Source organism: Isoptericola sp. BMS4, from assembly GCF_011634835.1.
Lineage (GTDB): Bacteria > Actinomycetota > Actinomycetes > Actinomycetales > Cellulomonadaceae > Isoptericola.
This window is the reverse complement of record NZ_SIRP01000001.1, coordinates 1,813,264-1,829,856: the sequence shown is the minus strand read 5'-3', so window position 1 is coordinate 1,829,856 and position 16,593 is coordinate 1,813,264. Positions and strand designations below refer to the sequence as shown.

The following is a 16,593-nucleotide window of genomic DNA, read 5'->3' as shown; positions in this document are numbered from 1 at the left end:
CCTGGGGTCTCTCGGGCCGGCGCGGTGCCGGCCCCGGCCCAGGTTCACCTCCGGGCGTGGGCCCCCTCGGCCCCGGGGCCGGACCCTGTGGACGACGAGCCGAGCTGCTCGGCCGTGGGCAGGCTCAGCGACCCGGTCAGCGGGCGGGCGGCCGGAAGCTCGGTTGCCGCCTTCGCCAGCTCGCGCACCCTCCGGTGCTCCAGCAGCAGCCGCTCCGTCGGCTCCCCGAGGCTCTCCGTGAGCACCCGCTCCAGGGCCGCGCGGCCGGCGTCGCCGACCTCCTGCTCGCGCCGGCGCGCCAGCCGCCGACGGGCGGCGACGCCCGCCAGGGCGGTCACCACGGCGCCTGCCGCGAGGACGCCGGCGCCCGCCAGCAGCACCGCCGTCCAGACGCCCGCGAGGTCCAGGACACCGGTGAGCGCCAGCACCCCGGCGACCGCGGCGAGGACGGCGGCCGCGGCGAGAGCCCATGCCGTCCGGCGCGTCGTCCGGGCCGCCGCGGGACCCTGGGCGTCGAGCGAGATCCCGCGCATCGCGCCGGCCACCTCGGTGCGCAGCGCGTCCGCCCCGGCGACCGACCCGGCCAGGGCGCGCTGCCAGCCCGGCCGCAGCGACGCCCCCGCCCGCGTGAGCCAGCGGGCACGCGACAGCGCGACGGCGTCGCGGTCGGGCGGCGAGACCTCGGGGTGGCCGTAGCCGTTGCGCACCGCGGTCCCCACCTGGCTCGCGACGGCGTCGAGCCCGGTCGCGGTCACCAGCGCGCCGAGCTCCCGCTCCACGGCCGGCTCCATCTGCCACGGCACCTCAGCCGGCGTCTGCGCCAGGAGCAGCCTGGCCGCGGAGTCGAGCTCGGCCGCCGCCCGGCCGGCCGCCACGCTCCGGCGCGCGCAGGCCTCCGCCAGCAGGGCACGCACCTCGTCGACGCCCTCGCCGCTCCGCGCGGACACCTCCTGGACGTGCACGCCCCGCAGGCCGTCGTCGGCCAGGAGCCGCCGCAGGTCCGCCACGAGGTTCTCCCGCTGCACGTCGGGCACGGTGTCGACCTGGTTGAGGAGCACCACCATGGACGCCTCGGAGCCCACCTGCTCGCGCAGGTAGCCCGAGTGGAGGGCGTCGTCGGCGTACTTCTGCGGGTCGACCACCCACACCAGCAGGTCGACCATGGGCAGCACCCGGTCCACGACCTCGCGGTGCGCCGGCTCCACGGAGTCGTGGTCGGGCAGGTCGAGCAGCACCAGCCCGGCCAGCTCGTGGCCGTCGGAACCGTCGAGCTCGCCGCTCTGCACGATGCGGCGCTCCCGGTCCACGCCCACCCAGTCGAGCAGGCTGTCGGCCTCCTGGGACCAGGAGCACGCGGTGACGCGCGCCGTCGTGGGCCGCTTCACCCCGACGTCCGCGAAGCTCAGCGTGGTCACCTTGTTGAACAGGCTCGACTTGCCCGAGCCGGTCCCCCCGGCGAATCCGACGATCGTGTGGTCGACGCCGAGCGCCAGACGCTCCCGGACGCCGTCGACGGCGCCACGGACACGGCGCGCGGTGGCGTCGTCCAGTCGCGGGCCCGCGATCTCGAGCGCCTGGGCGAGATCCTCCGTCCGGGCGCGCAGCGTGGCGTCGTGGGACGGGCTCTGGGTCATGTCAGTCTCCTCAGCTCGGCGAGCCGCACCCGGAGCCCGGCGGCCGAGTCCTCGGTGGGCTCGTTCGCGGCCAGGGCCTCACGCACGGCGGACATCTCGCGGTCCACGACGGAGGCGGCACGATCCGACAGGTCGTCGCGCAGGGTGGTCACGGGCTCGTCCGCCAAGGGTCCCAGCACGCGCTCCAGCACGCGCGCCGCGTCGCCGCTGCCAGCCGCTGCCGCGAGCAGCAGCGACGCCAGGCCCCGCTGCCCGAACGCCTTCGCCGCGGCCTCGAACCGCGCCCGCCCGACGTCGGCCGCGCCGTCGCCACGCACCGCGTCCGCGACGAGCGTGTCCGCCCGCGCCGACCACAGACGCACGAGGGGCGGCACTGCTCCCTCGCGCGCGGCAGTGCGCTCGACGCCGTCGGGCACCACGGCCTCGCCGCCGTCCGGGGCCCCGGGGCCCGCGAGCACGGCGCGGAGCCGCTCCTCCACCCGCGCACCGGAGGCGACGAGCGTCCTGGTCGCGGCGGCGCAGACGTCCTCGCGGAGCGCGTCGAGCCCGCGCTCGCGGGCGCGGCCCGCCCGTCGGCTGCTGCGGGCCAGGTCGCCGCGCATCTTCACCCGGTCGACGCCGACCGAGCCCTGCAGCTCGCGCCAGCGGGCCTCGACGGCGGCGCCGACGACGATGCCGGCGGCGACCGCGTCACGGGCGAGGCGCTCCGCGGCGGGCTGCTCGGCGTCGACCGTGGCGCGCAGGCGCTCCGCGGCCTCGTGCTGCGCGTCGACCGCGTCCGCCAGCGAACCGACCCAGCCCGGCAGCGCTCCCAGGGAGCCCTTGAGGGTGCGCACGATGACGGCGCGGGAGCGGTCGGGGCCGGCGAGGAGGGTGAGCCAGCGGCGCACCGGGCGCACCGCGGCCTCGTCGAGCAGTCCCTCGTGGGGCCCGGCGTCCGGGACCACGAAGAGCGGGACGTCCGTCATGCCGTGCTCGCGCAGTCGCTGCAGCAGGGCCCCGCGCACGGTGGTCATCGTGTCCTTGGGCACCCGGTTGAGCACCATGGCGACCGACGCCCCGCGCTCGGTCGCCTTCGCGAGCGCCTGCCAGGGCAGCGCGTCGCCGTACCGGGACGCCGTCGTGACGAAGAGCCACAGGTCCGCGGCCTCCAGCAGCTGCTGGGCGGTGGACCGGTTCTCCTGCACGAAGGAGTCGAGGTCGGGTGCGTCGAGCAGCGCGGTGCCCCGCGGCACCGCCTCGTGCTCCACGACCCGTGCGATCTCGGTGACCGGGCCCTTCGCGAGGAGCTCGGCGTCGGCGGGATGATACACCAGGACGGGCTCGCGGGTGGTGGGGCGCAGCACCCCCGCCTCGGAGACCTCCTCGCCGAGCAGCGAGTTGTACAGCGTCGACTTGCCGGCCCCGGTGGATCCCGCGACGACGACGATCGCGAGCGCCGACAGCTCGGCGAGGCGCGGCAGCAGGTGCTCGTCGAGCTGGGCGAGCAGGCGGTCGCGGGACCCCTCCGCCGCCGCCGCGCCGTCGATCGGCAGCGGCAGGCGCACCGCGGCGACGTCGCGGCGCAGATCGCGGGCGACGTCGTGGACCGTGAGCCCGATCTCCTCCGCGACGTCGGCCCGTGCCTGGCGTGCGGCGCGGCGCGAGGCTCGCGTCTCCAGAGAAGGTGTCACGGGCACATCCTCGCGGGTGGGCGTGCGGCTGCCAAACGCGCGCGCCGTGACGCCCCGCACCGGCGTCGTCCCGGTCGGCGCCACGTCGCGCGCACCGGGCTCGGCGAACACACCCCCCGGGGAGACAGTATGCCCCCTCGTGCCTGAATAGCCCGCCGTGCCCAGTTTGCCCTTTCCTTTGCCTCGCAAGGTCCGTCTCGGACGGAGCGCGCCGCGCCCTCCGGACCACAACTCGTGACTCGCGTCGAGCCGTTCGGTCGAGGTACACGCACGATCGTGGGAGCCCGAGGTCGGTCTCGCCACACCGGCGAGCAGACCGATCCTCAGGTGGTCGAGCACGGGCGACCCGTGTCAGCGGTGGCGAACGAGGTCCGCGAGGTCACGAAACGCCGCTGCGTCGAGCACACCGCTTCGTTGGCCGTTCCTGCTGGGCGTGATCCTGAGTGTGACCGACGCTCCATAGTCGCTCGGCCGGACGTAGTAGCACTCGTCGGTCTCGGGACAGTAGATGCAGACGACGTCGATCGCACCCTTGTCCACAGGCTTGACATGCGTGCCCTGACGATCGTTCCAGACGGACCGGAAGTGGACCGTCATCGCACCGGAACGCGCCGCGCGGTACTTCACCTGCAGCCGATGGAACGCACCGTCCGCATACGCGACGAGATCGAACGGGGCGTGCTCGGTCGCGGGGAAGAGCACGACGAAGCCTTGACCGACGAGATCGGCGTGCGCCTTGGCCACGCCGAGGTCGCCCTTGTCCTTGGTGTGGTGCGGCGCCATTCCCTCAGACTAACGGATGGGCCATCCATCGCTCCCCGCGCGTCTTGTACTCGGAACGGTCGTGACCAGGACGGACTGGGCTAAAATCGGCTCGCTTGCCTCCGTAGCTCAGCTGGATAGAGCGGGTCACTTCTAATGACCGGGTCGCGGGTTCGAATCCTGCCGGAGGCACCGATCCGCAGCCGTCGAGCATGGCTGGTCCACCCGGCGCGCCATGGCGATCGCGTGACGCGGCCCCGCGGAGCGCCCGGGCCCGGGACGGACGTCGAGTGCCTGCCCGACACCCGACCGGCCCGCACGCGCCTGCCGCCGGGTCGCGCCACGACCTGGGAAAAAGCCGTGCGCGACCCGGGTGCGGCAGAGCAGAGTACGTGGTGCACCGCGGTGACGCGCGGCCGGCCCGACGCCGGTCGCACGGGTGGTCCCTGGCCCGGACCGACGACCCACGTCACGAAGGACACACACCACCATGTCGAACTCCATGGACCTGCTTCTCGTGCAGGCCATCCATCGCGAACGCCTCGAGCAGGCCGAGCACCGCCGTACCCTCCGCCGACTGCGCCGGCAGCACACGCTGCCGGGGCAGCCGCTCGCCCGTCGTCAGCGCACCAGCATCGCCCGGTGGCTGCACGACCGGCTCGCCGCATGACCCGCCCCGGCACCCCGCGCGCGACCGGCCGGGGCGCCCACGACCGAAGGCCCCGGTGGCCGGACCGCTCCCCCACGGGAGCGTCCGGGCACCGGGGCCTTCGTCCTGAGGTCGCGACCACCGGCCCGGCCGTCCGGGACGGTGCCACGCAGAACGTATGGTGAAGCACGTGAGCCCTGCGAAGACCGACGAACGCATCGTGTGGATCGACTGCGAGATGACCGGGCTCGACCTGCGCGCCGACGCGCTCGTCGAGGTCGCCGCCGTGGTCACCGACTCCGAGCTCAACGTGCTCGGCGACGGCGTGGACGTCGTCATCCGGCCCCCCGCCGAGGCGCTGGAACAGATGAACGACTTCGTGCGCGAGATGCACACCACCTCCGGCCTGCTCGACGAGCTCACGCAGGGCGTCACGCTGGCCGAGGCCGAGCAGACCGTGCTCGACCACGTGCGCGAGTGGGTGCCCGAGCCGCGCAAGGCGCCGCTCGCCGGCAACTCGGTCGGGACGGACAAGATGTTCCTCGACCGCGACATGGCCGGGCTCGTGGCCCACCTGCACTACCGGATCGTCGACGTCTCCTCCATCAAGGAGCTCGCCCGGCGCTGGTACCCGCGCGTCTACTTCGCCTCGCCGCCGAAGGGCGGCGGGCACCGCGCGCTCGCGGACATCCTCGAGAGCATCGACGAGCTGCGCTACTACCGCGAGGCCCTCTTCGTGCCGCAGCCCGGGCCCGACACCGCGACGGCCCGCGCCGTCGCCGCGCGGATCGGCGAGACCTCCGTCACGCGGCACGGGTCGATGTCCTGACCTCGCCGGAGAGCATGTACACTTTTCGACGGCCCGGTGCTCACGCGGCAGCGTCGAGACCCAGGCCATGGTGGCTATAGCTCAGTCGGTAGAGCGCCTGGTTGTGGTCCAGGAGGTCGCCGGTTCAAGCCCGGTTAGCCACCCCAGCACGACGAGGCCCGCCCCGGTTCCGGGGCGGGCCTCGTCGTCTCTGCCGCAGCTCGGTCCGAGCGGGGCACCGGCCCCACAGGGACGCCGGTGCCCCGCCGGCTCAGCCGACCTCGAGCCGGATCGCGTCGTAGGCCGTCTCGTTCCACAGGTGCTCGGCCCCGGCGTTGATCTGCAGCGAGATCTCGTTGCCGGCCGGCCTCAGCAGCGCGGCGTCGAACGTGATCTCCCGGCGGTACGTGCGCCCGCCGCAGGCGCTGCGGTAGGTGGCGCCCCGGGCGTCGTCGGGCTCGAACGTCCAGACGAACGGCTCGCCGTTGACCGTCACCGTGAGGTTGCTCTGCTCCGGCGGAACGGGTAGCGCGGAACCCATCGACCAGGCCGCGAGCCATACCGACAGGGTGGCGGTGGCGCCGGCCCGAGGTGCCTCGTCGAGGTCGAACAGGATGCGCCAGGGCCGTTCCTGGCGGGTGGCGTGGAGCCGGTAGGTGGTCGCGGCGCCTCCGTCTCCGGTCACCACCAGCTCGACGACGGTGCGGTGCCCCTCGAGCGGGACGGTCAACCCCTCCTCCGGGACGGGCTCGCCGCCGATCGTCACCGCCGCGCCACCCCGGCCCGCAGCACGCACCGTGACCGACGGCTGGTCCCAGGGGAAGTCCGCGGCGAAGTCGGAGCGGAACGTGCTGAAGCCGGGCACGAGGTCGGCGCCGTCGACGTCGAGGCGCTCCAGCACCGGCACGGCCGCTTCCGTCGAGATGATCTCCACGGCGTTGATCCGCCCGTCCCCGCCCGTGGTCAGGTCCAGCCGGCCCGCGTCGACGGTCACGACCTCCGTGTGCACGGCGTACTCGCCCCGGCCCGCCGTGAGGTCGACGGCATCGCCCCCGTTGAAGGAGATCGCCGACCGGTTCGCGGCGATGTCGTCGCCGGAGAGGACCGTGACCTCGTACTCGCCGTTCGGCAGGTTCACGGAGAAGGTGTACGACGAGCCGACGGTGAAGTCCCGCTGCAGGTCGCCGCCTGCCCCGCGGTCCCGGTACGCGACCGCCCGGTCGAGGCCGAAGCCGCCGCCGGCGGAGTACAGCGTGTTCTGCGCGACCCGCTGATACCCCTCGGCGACCGGGCTGCCGGTGCTGCCGAAGTCGAAGAGCCAGATGCCGTCCGTGTCGTCGGGCACGACGGTGCCCTCGGGGGCCTCGACCGGGTAGGAGCGCTGGTACTGGACGTAGTTCCAGTCGTCCTCGGTGCTCGTACCGACCCGGTAGGTGACGCCCTCGGGGAACTCCTCACGGAAGGCCTGGAACGCTCCGTAGCGGCGGAAGTCCCGGCCGCCGTGAAACTCGATCGAGGTGCGGTTCGGCGTGCCGATCTGGAACACCGTGCGGCCGTGGTCCTCCGGCTCCCACTCCATCCGGCCGAGCCGCACGTCCTGGCCGGCGCCCACCACGACGTCGTCGATGACGTACTCGCCCCAGAGGCCGGCCCCGTAGACGGTCAGTCGGTACGTCCCCGGCCGCACGTGGTCGATCGCGAACCGGCCGCCCTCCTCGACGTCCGCCCAGTAGTTGTACCCGAGCACCGACCGCTGCATCTCGGTCCGGTTGTCGGAGAGCACGACGACGGCTCCCGCGAGGTCCGTCACGCCGGGGACCTGGACCTTGCCCCGCACGCGCGACCGGTCGGCGCTGGGCGTCCAGCCCTCCACGGCCAGCCGGTCGTAGAAGGCGGCGTGCGCCCCGAACCGCGTGTACCGGGCGGCGTCGCGCCGCATCGCGCGGGGATCGTCGCCGGTGTTGAGGTAGACGAAGTAGGGGCCGTACGTCTTCTGCCAGGCCTGCCCGGCCTCCACGCGAACCGGCGGCGCGCCGTAGTGGGTGGCGTGCGGCTCGACGAGCAGCACGGGCCCGCCACCGGTCTGGTGCAGGATGAGGTCCTGGCGCACCGGGCCGCCGGTGAACGCCTCGAGGTTCGGCAGCGCGGCCCACATGCCGTACCCGTGGCCGTAGAGCCCGTGCAGGCTGTGGTCCTTCATGGACACGGCCCAGTCGTACTTGGTGTAGTACCGGCGGGCGTAGGACGACCCGGTGCCCTGCAGGTCGTACGTCGCGTCCATCACCTCGACGGCGCGGGACAGCTCGCCGTCGGTGGGCATGCGGGCCGCTGACTCCCGCCAGGGGGTGGCGCCGGCGTCGTCCGGCACCGACACGTGGGTGAACGTGTCCCCCGCCGTGTAGAAGACGTACCGATGCTGGTCGGTGCGGAAGCCGTGGTGCTCGGCCGGGTGGTCGTAGCTGTACGCGAGGTGGATGCCCGGCTCCCCGGAACGCACGATGTGGTGGCGCACCAGCCAGCAGGGCATGTCGTTCGACGGGGCGTGGTGGTAGGCGATGTCGACGAAGTCCTGCTCGCGTCGGACCACGATCTCGTCGTCGGCCGAGGGCAGGGGAAGCCCGCCCCCTTCCCGCGTGGTGTTCATGTCGTAGTTGCCGCGACCGACCATGTTCACGCCGTCGTAGACGAGCGAAGTGGTCCGACCATTCGACCTGTCCACCGTGAGCTGGACGAGGCCGTTGTCGACGACGACCTGGGTGGCCGTCTCGTGGACCGCCGGAGGTCCGGCCGTCCCGGCCGCGGTCGCACGCTGCGCGTACGCCAGTGGCAGCAGCGCCGTGGCCGTGATTCCGGCAAGCTTTCCAAAGGTTCGCCGCGTCATTGCGGTCTCTGAGGTCATGGCGCGAAATTATCACGATTCAATGAACCAGGGAAGGGATTCATCCGATCATTCACCGGCCATCCGAATCCCATCTCCGCCCTCGCCCGCGTCCCACCTGATGAGACGGATTCGCGTCCGACCTGCTCAGCGGGCACCGGAGCACCTAGGGTCCTGCGTGTGCCGGCACTCGCCGGCACACGCAGCACCAAGACAGGGGGAAACATCATGAACCGCAGGGTCACGCGAGGCCTCGCCCTCGCCGCCGCCGGCGCCGTCGCCCTCGGCGCGTCGCTGAGCACCGCCACCACCGCGTCCGCCGCCGAGACGACCGTCGACGCCGACGCCACCGTCGCCGCCGACGTCGCGGCCGACCTCAGCGCGGACGTCGCGGCGCAGCTCGACGCGCTCGTCGAGGCGGGGGTCCTCGACGCGTCCGTCGCCGCGGCGCTGGCCGCCCAGGCGGAGGCGACCGTCGACGCCGCCGTCGACGCCGAGCTCGGCGCGAGCGCGACCGTCGACGCCGCGGCAGCCGTCGAGGCGGCCGTGGAGGCCGACGTCGAGGCCTCCGTCGAGGCGGTCGTCGATGCCGCGGTGGACATCGACGTCGCGGTCGACGCGGACCTCGTCGCTGACGTGACGGTCACGCTGCTGGGGACGCTCGACCTGCTCTGAGGTCGCACGGTGACGAGGGCGTGCTCCGCGACGCGGGGCACGCCCTCGCCCCGTCCCGGGCCGGCGCCCCGTCCTCGGACGGCGTCCCACGGCCCCGATCCGCGACGTGACCGGCGGGCTCCCTCGCGCCGGGCCCGCGGATGTGGTCGGCTAGGGCGTCGGAGCACCTCAGCACCCGCCCGGGCTCCAATCCACGCGAGGACGGTGATCACGCCCATGATCGAGTTCCGGTCGGTGACCAAGACCTACCCCGACGGCACGGTCGCGGTCGCGGACTTCGACCTCGTCGTCCCGCCGCACCGCACGACGGTCCTCGTCGGCTCGTCGGGCAGCGGCAAGACGACCCTGCTGCGGATGATCAACCGCATGGTCGACCCGACGTCCGGGTCGGTCGAGATCGACGGCACCCCGATCCGCGACCGGGACCCGGTGCGGCTGCGGCGGAGCATCGGCTACGTGCTGCAGAACGGGGGGCTGCTCCCCCACCACCGGGTGCTCGACAACGTCATGACGGTGCTGCGGCTCGAAGGTACGCCGAAGGCTCGCGCCCGCGAGCGCGCGTACGAGGTGCTCGACGTCGTCGGGCTCGACCGCGCCCTCGCCGAGCGGTACCCGAGCCAGCTCTCCGGCGGCCAGCAGCAGCGCGTGGGCGTCGCCCGCGCGCTCGCGGCGGACCCGAACATCCTGCTCATGGACGAGCCCTTCGGTGCCGTCGACCCGATCGTGCGCGCCGAGCTGCAGGCCGAGACGCTGCGCCTGCAGCAGGAGCTGCACAAGACGATCGTCTTCGTCACGCACGACATCGACGAGGCCTTCCTGCTGGGCGACCAGGTGGTGATCCTGGAGACCGGCGCGCAGGTCGCGCAGGCGGGGAGCCCGAGCGAGATCATCGAGGGGCCCGCGAGCGAGTTCGTCGCCAGCTTCATCGGCGTCGAGCGCGGCACGCGGGCGCTGCGCCCCAAGGAGACGGACCGGGGCACCGTCCTCGTCGACACCGCCGGGCGCACCCAGGGCGTACTGGTCGAGGACGGGACAGGAACGGCATGACCTGGGTCGTCGACAACCTCGACCTCATCGGCCGGCTGACGGTCGAGCACCTGCAGCAGAGCGCCGTGCCGATCCTGCTCGGGTTCCTCCTGTCGATCCCGGCGGGCTGGCTCGCGTTCCGGTTCCGGCTCACCCGCGGTCTCGTGCTCACGCTGGTGGGCCTGCTGTACACGATCCCGTCCCTCGCCCTGTTCGCCCTGCTCCCGCCGCTGCTGGGGATCAGCTTCCTGTCCGAGCTGAACCTGGTCGTCGCGCTGACGATCTACGCGATCGCGATCATGACGCGGTTCGTGGCGGACGCGCTCGGCTCGGTCGAGCCGAGCGTGCGGCAGGCCGCCGTGGCCGTCGGGTACGGCCCCTGGCGGCGCTTCTGGCAGGTCGACCTGCCGCTGGCCGGCCCGGTCGTGCTCGCTGGGCTGCGTGTCACCGCCGTGTCGACCATCTCCCTGGCCACCGTCGGTATCCTCATCGGCATCGACAACCTCGGCTACCTGTTCACCAACGGGTACCAGCGCCAGATCGTCGCGGAGATCCTCGCCGGCGTCGTCGCCGTGGTGGTCGTCGCGCTGCTCGTCGACTGGCTGCTCGTGCTCGCGGGGCGCGCGCTCCTGCCCTGGACCCGGCGGAAGGCGGCCGCGTGAACCTCTTCGCCGACGCGTTCGCGTGGATCTTCTCCCCCGACAGGCTCGGCGGAGCGCTGCCCCTGCCGGAGGCGATCGCCACCCACGTGGCCTTCACGTTCATCTCCGTCGCGATCGCCGCGGCGCTGGCCGTGCCGGCCGGCTGGCTCATCGGGCACACGGGCCGGGGCCGCGAGGCCGCGGTCGCCCTGTCCGGCGCGGCGCGCGCCGTCCCGTCGTTCGGCCTGGTGCTCCTGCTGGTGCTCGTGCTGGGCGTCACGCACAAGGTCGCGGCGTCGACGACGGCGTTCGTGCTGCTGGCGATCCCGCCCGTCCTCGCCGGGTCGTACTCCGGGGTCGAGGCCGTGGACCGCCGCATCGTCGACGGCGCCCGGTCGGTCGGCATGACGGCGGGGCAGGTGCTGCGCAAGGTCGAGATCCCGCTCGGCCTGCCGCTGCTCATCGGCGGGCTGCGCTCCGCGACGCTCCAGGTGGTGGCGACCGTGACCCTCGCCGGGTACGTCGGCAACTGGGGGCTGGGCTTCTACATCGTCCAGGGCATCCAGCTCCGCGACTTCGCGCAGATCCTCGGGGCGGCGCTCGTGATCGTCGTCCTCGCGGTCGTCCTGGACCTGGCGTTCGCGCTCGCAGAGCGCGCCGTCGTGCCCCGCGGGGTGTCCGCCGGCCGGAGCGCGGGCGACGCCCCCGCCCGGCGGCGGCGCGGGAGCAGCCCGGCACCCACCTGACCTGATCCCCCCGGCGCCCGCTCCCGGGCGTCCCCGGCAGAAAGGCACCATCCATGCGCACGACCCGACGTTCCCTCGCCCTCGCGGCGGGGACCGCGACCGCACTGCTGGCCCTCACCGCGTGCGGCGGGGGCTCGGACCCGCTCGAGGAGGACACCGGCGGCGAGGCCACGGGATCCTCCGACACCATCGTGGTCGGGTCCCAGGCGTACTACTCCAACGAGATCGTCGCGGAGATCTACGCCCAGGCGCTCGAGGCCGACGGCTTCACCGTCGAGCGGAACTTCAGCATCGGCCAGCGCGACGCGTACATGCCGGCGCTGGAGAACGGCGACGTGCAGGTCTTCCCGGAGTACACGGGCAACCTGCTGCAGTTTTTCGACCCGGAGACCACGGCCACGTCGTCCGAGGACGTCTACGCCGCCCTGACCGACGCGCTGCCGGAGGGCCTCGCCGTGCTCGAGCAGTCGCCGGCCACCGACCAGGACTCGTACAACGTCACCGCCCAGTTCGCGCAGGAGCACGACCTGACGACCATCGGGGACCTCGCGGGGCTCGAGGACCTCACGGTCGGTGGCCCCGCCGAGCTCGAGCAGCGCCCGTACGGGCCGCAGGGCCTCGCGGAGGTCTACGGCGTGGACGTGTCGTTCGAGGCGACGGGCGACACAACCGTCCAGGACCTGGTCGCGGGCACGGTGGACGTGGCGAACGTGTTCAGCGCCGACCCCCGCATCCAGACCGAGGACCTGGTCACGCTCGAGGACCCCGAGGGCCTGTTCCTGGCGTCGAACGTCGTGCCCCTCGTCTCCGCGGACGTCGCGGACGAGGTCGCCGACGTCCTCGACCCGGTGAGCGCGGCCCTGACGCCCGAGGGGCTGGTGGACCTCAACGTGCAGTCCACCGAGGAGCAGCGCTCGAGCGAGGACATCGCCGCGGACTGGCTCGCGGAGAACGACCTCGCCTGAGGCGCGGCGTCCCGCCGGGTGAGGCCGGCTCAGAGTTCGCGCGACCGCTTAACGGGCGCGCTCGACGATCGCGTCGGCGAACGCGTCGAGCGTGCCCGCCCGGTCGGCGTGCTGCAACCACAGGGACGGCTCGGTCAGCTCCAGCTCGATCACCGTGGGCGTGCCGTCCTCGCGGGTCACGAGGTCCACCCGCGCGTACAGCAGCGGCCGGGTGAGGCCGAGCTCGCGGCTCGCGACCTCGAGGGCGCGGGTGGCGACGGCGACCTGCTCGTCGTCCGCCCGCGCGGGCTCCATCTCCTCGCGCAGGTACGCGGGGACGTCGTCGCGGCTCGGGCCGGTCAGCAGCGCGCTCTTGCGCACGGCGTGCTGCGGCTCCCCGTCGACGAAGACGAGGCACGTCTCCCCCGACGTGTCGACCGACGTCACGTACGGCTGGATCATCACGGCGCGGCCCGAGTCGAGCAGGTCCTTCGCGTGCATGATCGCGAGCGCCCGCGACCGGGCGCTGACCGGCTGGTAGCGGCCGGTGTCCTTGGCGCCCGCGCTGACGACGGGCTTGACGACGAAGTCGCCGAACGCCGGCATCCGCGTGTGCACGGCGCGCTTGGACAGGTGCCGCTCCGGGTCGAGCCAGATCGTGGGGATGACCGGGACGCCGGCGTCCTCCAGCACCCGCATGTAGCCCTTGTCGGTGTTCCAGGCGATGGCGTCGGCGGGGTTGGCCAGCCGGGGCACCGAGCGCGCCCAGGCGACGAACTCGTCGCGCCGCGGGGAGTAGTCCCAGGTGGAGCGGACGACGACGAGGTCGTACGCCGCCCAGTCGACGTCGGGGTCGTCCCACACCACCGCCTCGGCCTCGGCGCCGCGCCGGGCGAGCGCGTCGAGGAGCGGGCGGTCGTCGTCGTGGAGGGCGGGCAGGGCGGAGCAGGTGGCGAGGCCGACTCGCGTCGTCGTGGTCACCCGCCGAGCCTACGACCCGGCGAGGATCCGAGGCGCTCGAACGCCAGGTCGGTGACCGTGCGTCCCGCGTCGGCGCCCTTCTTCTCGAAGCTGGTGAGCACGCGGCCGGAGAACCGCGGCGCCACCGCGCCCGGCCCGTGCGCGTTGCGGAGGTCGTCGTCCGCCTCCCCGACCTCGAGCATCTGCTCGGCGTACTCGACCCAGTCGGTCGCGAGCCGCCAGACGCCGCCGGGGCGCAGCACCCGCGCCGCGAGCCGTGCGAACGCGGGCGTGACCAGGCGCCGCTTGTGGTGGCGGGCCTTGTGCCACGGGTCGGGGAAGAACACCCACAGCTCGTCCACGCTCGCCTCCGGCAGGGCGGTGGCGAGCAGCTCGGCGGCGTTCGCCTGGACCAGGCGGAGGTTGTCCAGCTCGGTGCCGGGGGCACCGCCGTCGCGCCCCGGGTCCGCGCCGGCGTGGCCGGCGCGCACGATGGTCTGGGCGAGCCCGGGCGTGTAGACCTCCACCGCGAGGTGGTCGCGCTCGGGGTGCGCCGCCGCGGCCGCCACGATCGCCTCGCCCTGCCCGGAGCCGATCTCCACGACCAGCGGCGCGCGCCGTCCGAACTCGCTCGCGACGTCGAGCCGCCAGCCCGGGTCGACCGACGTCGCCGCGACGTCGCGCGGCGCGTCGACGACGTAGCGCTCGCGGCGGGTGTCCCACGCCCGGCGCTGGCTCGCGGTCAGGCGGGCGCTGCGGCGCACGAAGCTCACGGGCGCGCGCCGGAAGCGGCCGCCCGGCAGCTCGGCGGCCGTCTCGGAGGGCTGCTCGGCAGGGCTCTGCGGGGTCGTCAGGGGGTCGGGCACCCGTCCAGGGTAGACAGTCCGGCGCGGTGCGCCACGCGGCGTGACGGCCGCCACACGGCGTCAGGCGCTGCGCTCGATCAGCGCGACGAGCGCGCGGGCGTACGCGTCGGCGGGGTCCTCGGCGCGGAAGTCGCGCCGCTCCCCCAGCAGGTCCACCTCGACCGCGTAGTCGCCGTCGTCGGCGCGCCGCAGGGCGCGGAACGTGGACCGCAGCAGGTCGCGCAGCTGGTCCTCGCGCGGCAGCCAGAGCGTGTCCTCGATCGCCACGGAGTCCAGCGCCCACTCGGTGGTGCCGTTGAAGCCGAGGATCGTGCCCGTCGGGAAGTCGTGGGCCTCGACCGTCATGGTGCTCACGGTGAACACCTGGTCCGCCAGCTGGTCGGTGTCGATACGGAACCGGTCGCCGTCCTGCGGGCGCCAGACGAGGCCGGCGTCGCGCAGACGGGTCGCGAGGGCGATGGAGATCATCGCCTCATCCTGCACCCGGACGGTCACGCGCGGCCCGCCGGCGCCGCGCGGGGGCTCGTCTCCGCGTCGTGAGGCGCCGGGCGGAGGCGGAGCCACGCCCAGACACCGACCGAGAGCGCACCGAACCCGCCGAACACGGCCACGAGGACGAGCGCGGGCCCGGTCGCCGCCTGCCACGACCCCGGCAGGGGAAGCACGACGAGGACGAACGCCAGCAGGGCGGCCGCGTACGCGGCCGCCCACCGTGCACGGGACCAGCCCAAGAAGTCCTTGTCGCCCGTGAACGTCACCGGGAGCAGGACGACGATCACGGCCCCGCTCGAGCCGGAGCGCGTCGCGGGCCGCGAGCGGCCTACCGGCAGCGCCACGCGGCGGGCACGAGCACGAGCCGCCCGCAGCCCGGGCGGAGCGTGCCGTACAGCAGCCCCAGCGGGAGCGCCACGAGCAGCAGGAACCCGAGGGGCCTCCCCACGGTGGCACCGATCACGACGAGCGGGTCGCGAACAGCGCTCCCACGGTCCGCGGCCCGTGGCCGAGCCCTGTCGGAGCCGCGGCGACCACCGGGCTCCCGGCCACGCCGTCGGGGGCGGGCAGGGCCGCGTCCGCAGGCCCGCCCGCCCCCGGGCCGACGCCGCTCGGCGTCGGCCCGGGTACGGGAGCCGTCTGGGGATCCGTCTCTCGCCCCGGGTGTGTTCCGGCCCCGGTGAGGGGACCTGGTCTGGTGTCCGGCGGCGGGGCCGTGCGTCATGGTGCGGGAGTAGGGCGGCGTGACGAGCTCGACCTCGGCCCACGGCCCGGGGACGAGCCCGTCCGAGGGCGTGAGCTCGGGCTCGGACGCGTGCGCCGGCGCAGCCTCTCGCATCGCATCTCCCTCACAAGCGGACAGAATGTCCGTTATTATGGCATCATCGAGCTCTCGCGCCAAGGGGTGCCACGTGGACGACGTCACCGGACGGGACGACGACGGGGCGTGGACCCCGTCTGCCCGGACACCGGCGCGCGGCTTCCGCCCGCCCGGCGACGGGGTGCGGAAGACTGGCCGCATGCCCGCCCCCTCCGGCACCCGAGCCCGCCGCCGCGACGCGGTCCAGAACCGCGAGCGGATCCTCGACCACGCCGAACCGCTCCTGGAGGCAGAGGGGCTCGAGGTCGGGTTCCACCGCATCGCCCAGGAGCTCGGCGTGGGCGTCGGGACGGTCTACCGGCACTTCCCGGACCGGGACGCACTGTTCCTCGGGCTCTACGAGCGGTACCTGGAGCGGATCGACGAGCTGGGCGAGCAGCTGCTGACCCACCCGGAGGGCATGCCGCGCGTGGTCGCGTTCGTCGACGGGACCATCGCGTTCTCCGTGCACCGCCCCGTCGCGCGGCGCGTCTCGGCGCGGGTGCGGCAGGCGCACCCGGAAGCCGTCACGGTGGGCCGGTGGGCCGACGAGGTCGCCGCCGCCGTGCGCGCCGCGCAGGACGCCGGCGAGCTGCGCGGGGACGCGACCGCCACCGACGTCGCGGTGCTCGCGGGGATGGTCGCCGACCTCGCCACCGTCGACGAGGCGCAGCGGTCGCTGCTGCTGCCGCGCATGCGCGCGTTCGTGCTGGACGCGCTCAGGCCGACGGGGTCCGAACGACCGCCGCTGCCCACCGGGCCGCTGTCGGTCTCCGACATCACGGCCATGGCGCACCAGCAAGGACGGGTCTGACGGGCTGCCGGTCTCGGCGCGGGGCGGTCGGTCGACGGCCCCCACGGGGGCGGTGGGGGCCGCGGCATCGCGGCGACGTCCACGATGCGCGGTCGCACTCTTCCGGTGCGCCATCAGGGACTCGAACCCCGAACCCGCTGATTAAGAGTCAGCTGCTCTGCCAGTT

General features: G+C 73.9%; 16 protein-coding genes and 2 tRNA genes. 10 read left to right on the top strand and 8 right to left on the bottom strand.

The window, feature by feature from the left end:
* Window positions 1-44: 44 nt before the first annotated feature.
* The 3 genes from EYB28_RS08145 to EYB28_RS08135 form a co-directional block, all read right to left on the bottom strand.
* A complete protein-coding gene (locus EYB28_RS08145) occupies window positions 45-1,634 on the bottom strand; it encodes a GTPase (RefSeq protein WP_166846487.1) in 1,590 nt (529 codons plus the stop codon).
* A complete protein-coding gene (locus EYB28_RS08140; protein ID WP_166846484.1) occupies window positions 1,631-3,307 on the bottom strand; it encodes a GTPase domain-containing protein in 1,677 nt (558 codons plus the stop codon). The genes EYB28_RS08145 and EYB28_RS08140 overlap by 4 nt, the downstream gene beginning before the upstream one ends.
* A gap of 351 nt (window positions 3,308-3,658) precedes the next feature.
* Window positions 3,659-4,090: a group I intron-associated PD-(D/E)XK endonuclease gene (locus EYB28_RS08135; RefSeq protein WP_166846481.1), complete on the bottom strand. Its 432-nt coding sequence runs from the start codon at window positions 4,088-4,090 to the stop codon at window positions 3,659-3,661.
* A 97-nt stretch (window positions 4,091-4,187) separates the two neighbouring features.
* Between EYB28_RS08135 and EYB28_RS08130 the strand changes: the two genes are divergently transcribed.
* The 4 genes from EYB28_RS08130 (at window position 4,188) to EYB28_RS08115 (ending at window position 5,693) form a co-directional block, all read left to right on the top strand.
* Window positions 4,188-4,261 (top strand) — tRNA-Arg (locus tag EYB28_RS08130).
* A 298-nt stretch (window positions 4,262-4,559) separates the two neighbouring features.
* Window positions 4,560-4,739 carry a hypothetical protein gene (locus EYB28_RS08125; RefSeq protein ID WP_166846478.1) on the top strand — a complete coding sequence of 60 codons (180 nt, stop codon included), beginning with the start codon at window positions 4,560-4,562 and terminating at the stop codon, window positions 4,737-4,739.
* Window positions 4,740-4,908: 169 nt separating this feature from the next.
* Window positions 4,909-5,547: an oligoribonuclease gene (gene orn, locus EYB28_RS08120; protein ID WP_255461484.1), complete on the top strand. Its 639-nt coding sequence runs from the start codon at window positions 4,909-4,911 to the stop codon at window positions 5,545-5,547.
* 70 nt (window positions 5,548-5,617) lie between these two features.
* Window positions 5,618-5,693 (top strand) — tRNA-His (locus tag EYB28_RS08115).
* A 104-nt stretch (window positions 5,694-5,797) separates the two neighbouring features.
* Here the strand turns inward: EYB28_RS08115 and EYB28_RS08110 are convergent.
* Complete coding sequence (locus EYB28_RS08110; RefSeq protein WP_166846472.1) at window positions 5,798-8,425, bottom strand: polysaccharide lyase family protein; 2,628 nt, start codon at window positions 8,423-8,425, stop codon at window positions 5,798-5,800.
* A 207-nt stretch (window positions 8,426-8,632) separates the two neighbouring features.
* Here EYB28_RS08110 and EYB28_RS08105 point away from each other — a divergent pair, with 207 nt between their 5' ends.
* The 5 genes from EYB28_RS08105 (at window position 8,633) to EYB28_RS08085 (ending at window position 12,457) form a co-directional block, all read left to right on the top strand.
* Window positions 8,633-9,079: a hypothetical protein gene (locus EYB28_RS08105; protein WP_166846469.1), complete on the top strand. Its 447-nt coding sequence runs from the start codon at window positions 8,633-8,635 to the stop codon at window positions 9,077-9,079.
* Window positions 9,080-9,295: 216 nt separating this feature from the next.
* Window positions 9,296-10,126, top strand: a complete 831-nt coding sequence (locus EYB28_RS08100) for an ABC transporter ATP-binding protein (RefSeq protein WP_166846466.1) — start codon at window positions 9,296-9,298, stop codon at window positions 10,124-10,126.
* Window positions 10,123-10,767, top strand: a complete 645-nt coding sequence (locus EYB28_RS08095; RefSeq protein ID WP_166846463.1) for an ABC transporter permease — start codon at window positions 10,123-10,125, stop codon at window positions 10,765-10,767. Before EYB28_RS08100 ends, EYB28_RS08095 begins: the two co-directional genes overlap by 4 nt.
* Entirely contained in the window at window positions 10,764-11,492 is a 729-nt protein-coding gene (locus EYB28_RS08090) for an ABC transporter permease (protein ID WP_166846460.1), read from the top strand. The genes EYB28_RS08095 and EYB28_RS08090 overlap by 4 nt, the downstream gene beginning before the upstream one ends.
* A 53-nt stretch (window positions 11,493-11,545) precedes the next feature.
* A complete protein-coding gene (locus EYB28_RS08085; RefSeq protein WP_166846457.1) occupies window positions 11,546-12,457 on the top strand; it encodes an ABC transporter substrate-binding protein in 912 nt (303 codons plus the stop codon).
* A gap of 48 nt (window positions 12,458-12,505) precedes the next feature.
* Here the strand turns inward: EYB28_RS08085 and EYB28_RS08080 are convergent, their stop codons facing one another.
* The 4 genes from EYB28_RS08080 to EYB28_RS08065 are packed head-to-tail and all read right to left on the bottom strand — an operon-like array spanning window position 12,506 to window position 15,041.
* Entirely contained in the window at window positions 12,506-13,417 is a 912-nt protein-coding gene (locus EYB28_RS08080) for a RimK family alpha-L-glutamate ligase (protein WP_166846454.1), read from the bottom strand.
* Window positions 13,414-14,262: a tRNA (guanosine(46)-N7)-methyltransferase TrmB gene (gene trmB, locus EYB28_RS08075; RefSeq protein WP_240930440.1), complete on the bottom strand. Its 849-nt coding sequence runs from the start codon at window positions 14,260-14,262 to the stop codon at window positions 13,414-13,416. The genes EYB28_RS08080 and trmB overlap by 4 nt, the downstream gene beginning before the upstream one ends.
* Window positions 14,263-14,322: 60 nt before the next feature.
* Window positions 14,323-14,730: a pilus assembly protein CpaE gene (locus EYB28_RS08070; RefSeq protein WP_166846451.1), complete on the bottom strand. Its 408-nt coding sequence runs from the start codon at window positions 14,728-14,730 to the stop codon at window positions 14,323-14,325.
* Between the two features lie 23 nt (window positions 14,731-14,753).
* Complete coding sequence (locus EYB28_RS08065; protein WP_166846448.1) at window positions 14,754-15,041, bottom strand: hypothetical protein; 288 nt, start codon at window positions 15,039-15,041, stop codon at window positions 14,754-14,756.
* 732 nt (window positions 15,042-15,773) lie between these two features.
* Here EYB28_RS08065 and EYB28_RS08060 point away from each other — a divergent pair.
* Window positions 15,774-16,427, top strand: a complete 654-nt coding sequence (locus EYB28_RS08060) for a TetR/AcrR family transcriptional regulator (protein ID WP_166846446.1) — start codon at window positions 15,774-15,776, stop codon at window positions 16,425-16,427.
* Window positions 16,428-16,593: the final 166 nt, after the last annotated feature.

Bases quoted from the DNA above. Each gene is read 5' to 3' on its own strand.
- EYB28_RS08145 (WP_166846487.1), bottom strand. From the start codon at position 1,634: ATGACCCAGAGCCCGTCCCACGACGCCACGCTGCGCGCCCGGACGGAG.
- EYB28_RS08135 (WP_166846481.1), bottom strand. From the start codon at position 4,090: ATGGCGCCGCACCACACCAAGGACAAGGGCGACCTCGGCGTGGCCAAG.
- EYB28_RS08125 (WP_166846478.1), top strand. From the start codon at position 4,560: ATGTCGAACTCCATGGACCTGCTTCTCGTGCAGGCCATCCATCGCGAA.
- EYB28_RS08110 (WP_166846472.1), bottom strand. From the start codon at position 8,425: ATGACCTCAGAGACCGCAATGACGCGGCGAACCTTTGGAAAGCTTGCC.
- EYB28_RS08105 (WP_166846469.1), top strand. From the start codon at position 8,633: ATGAACCGCAGGGTCACGCGAGGCCTCGCCCTCGCCGCCGCCGGCGCC.
- EYB28_RS08100 (WP_166846466.1), top strand. From the start codon at position 9,296: ATGATCGAGTTCCGGTCGGTGACCAAGACCTACCCCGACGGCACGGTC.
- EYB28_RS08095 (WP_166846463.1), top strand. From the start codon at position 10,123: ATGACCTGGGTCGTCGACAACCTCGACCTCATCGGCCGGCTGACGGTC.
- EYB28_RS08085 (WP_166846457.1), top strand. From the start codon at position 11,546: ATGCGCACGACCCGACGTTCCCTCGCCCTCGCGGCGGGGACCGCGACC.
- EYB28_RS08070 (WP_166846451.1), bottom strand. From the start codon at position 14,730: ATGATCTCCATCGCCCTCGCGACCCGTCTGCGCGACGCCGGCCTCGTC.
- EYB28_RS08060 (WP_166846446.1), top strand. From the start codon at position 15,774: ATGCCCGCCCCCTCCGGCACCCGAGCCCGCCGCCGCGACGCGGTCCAG.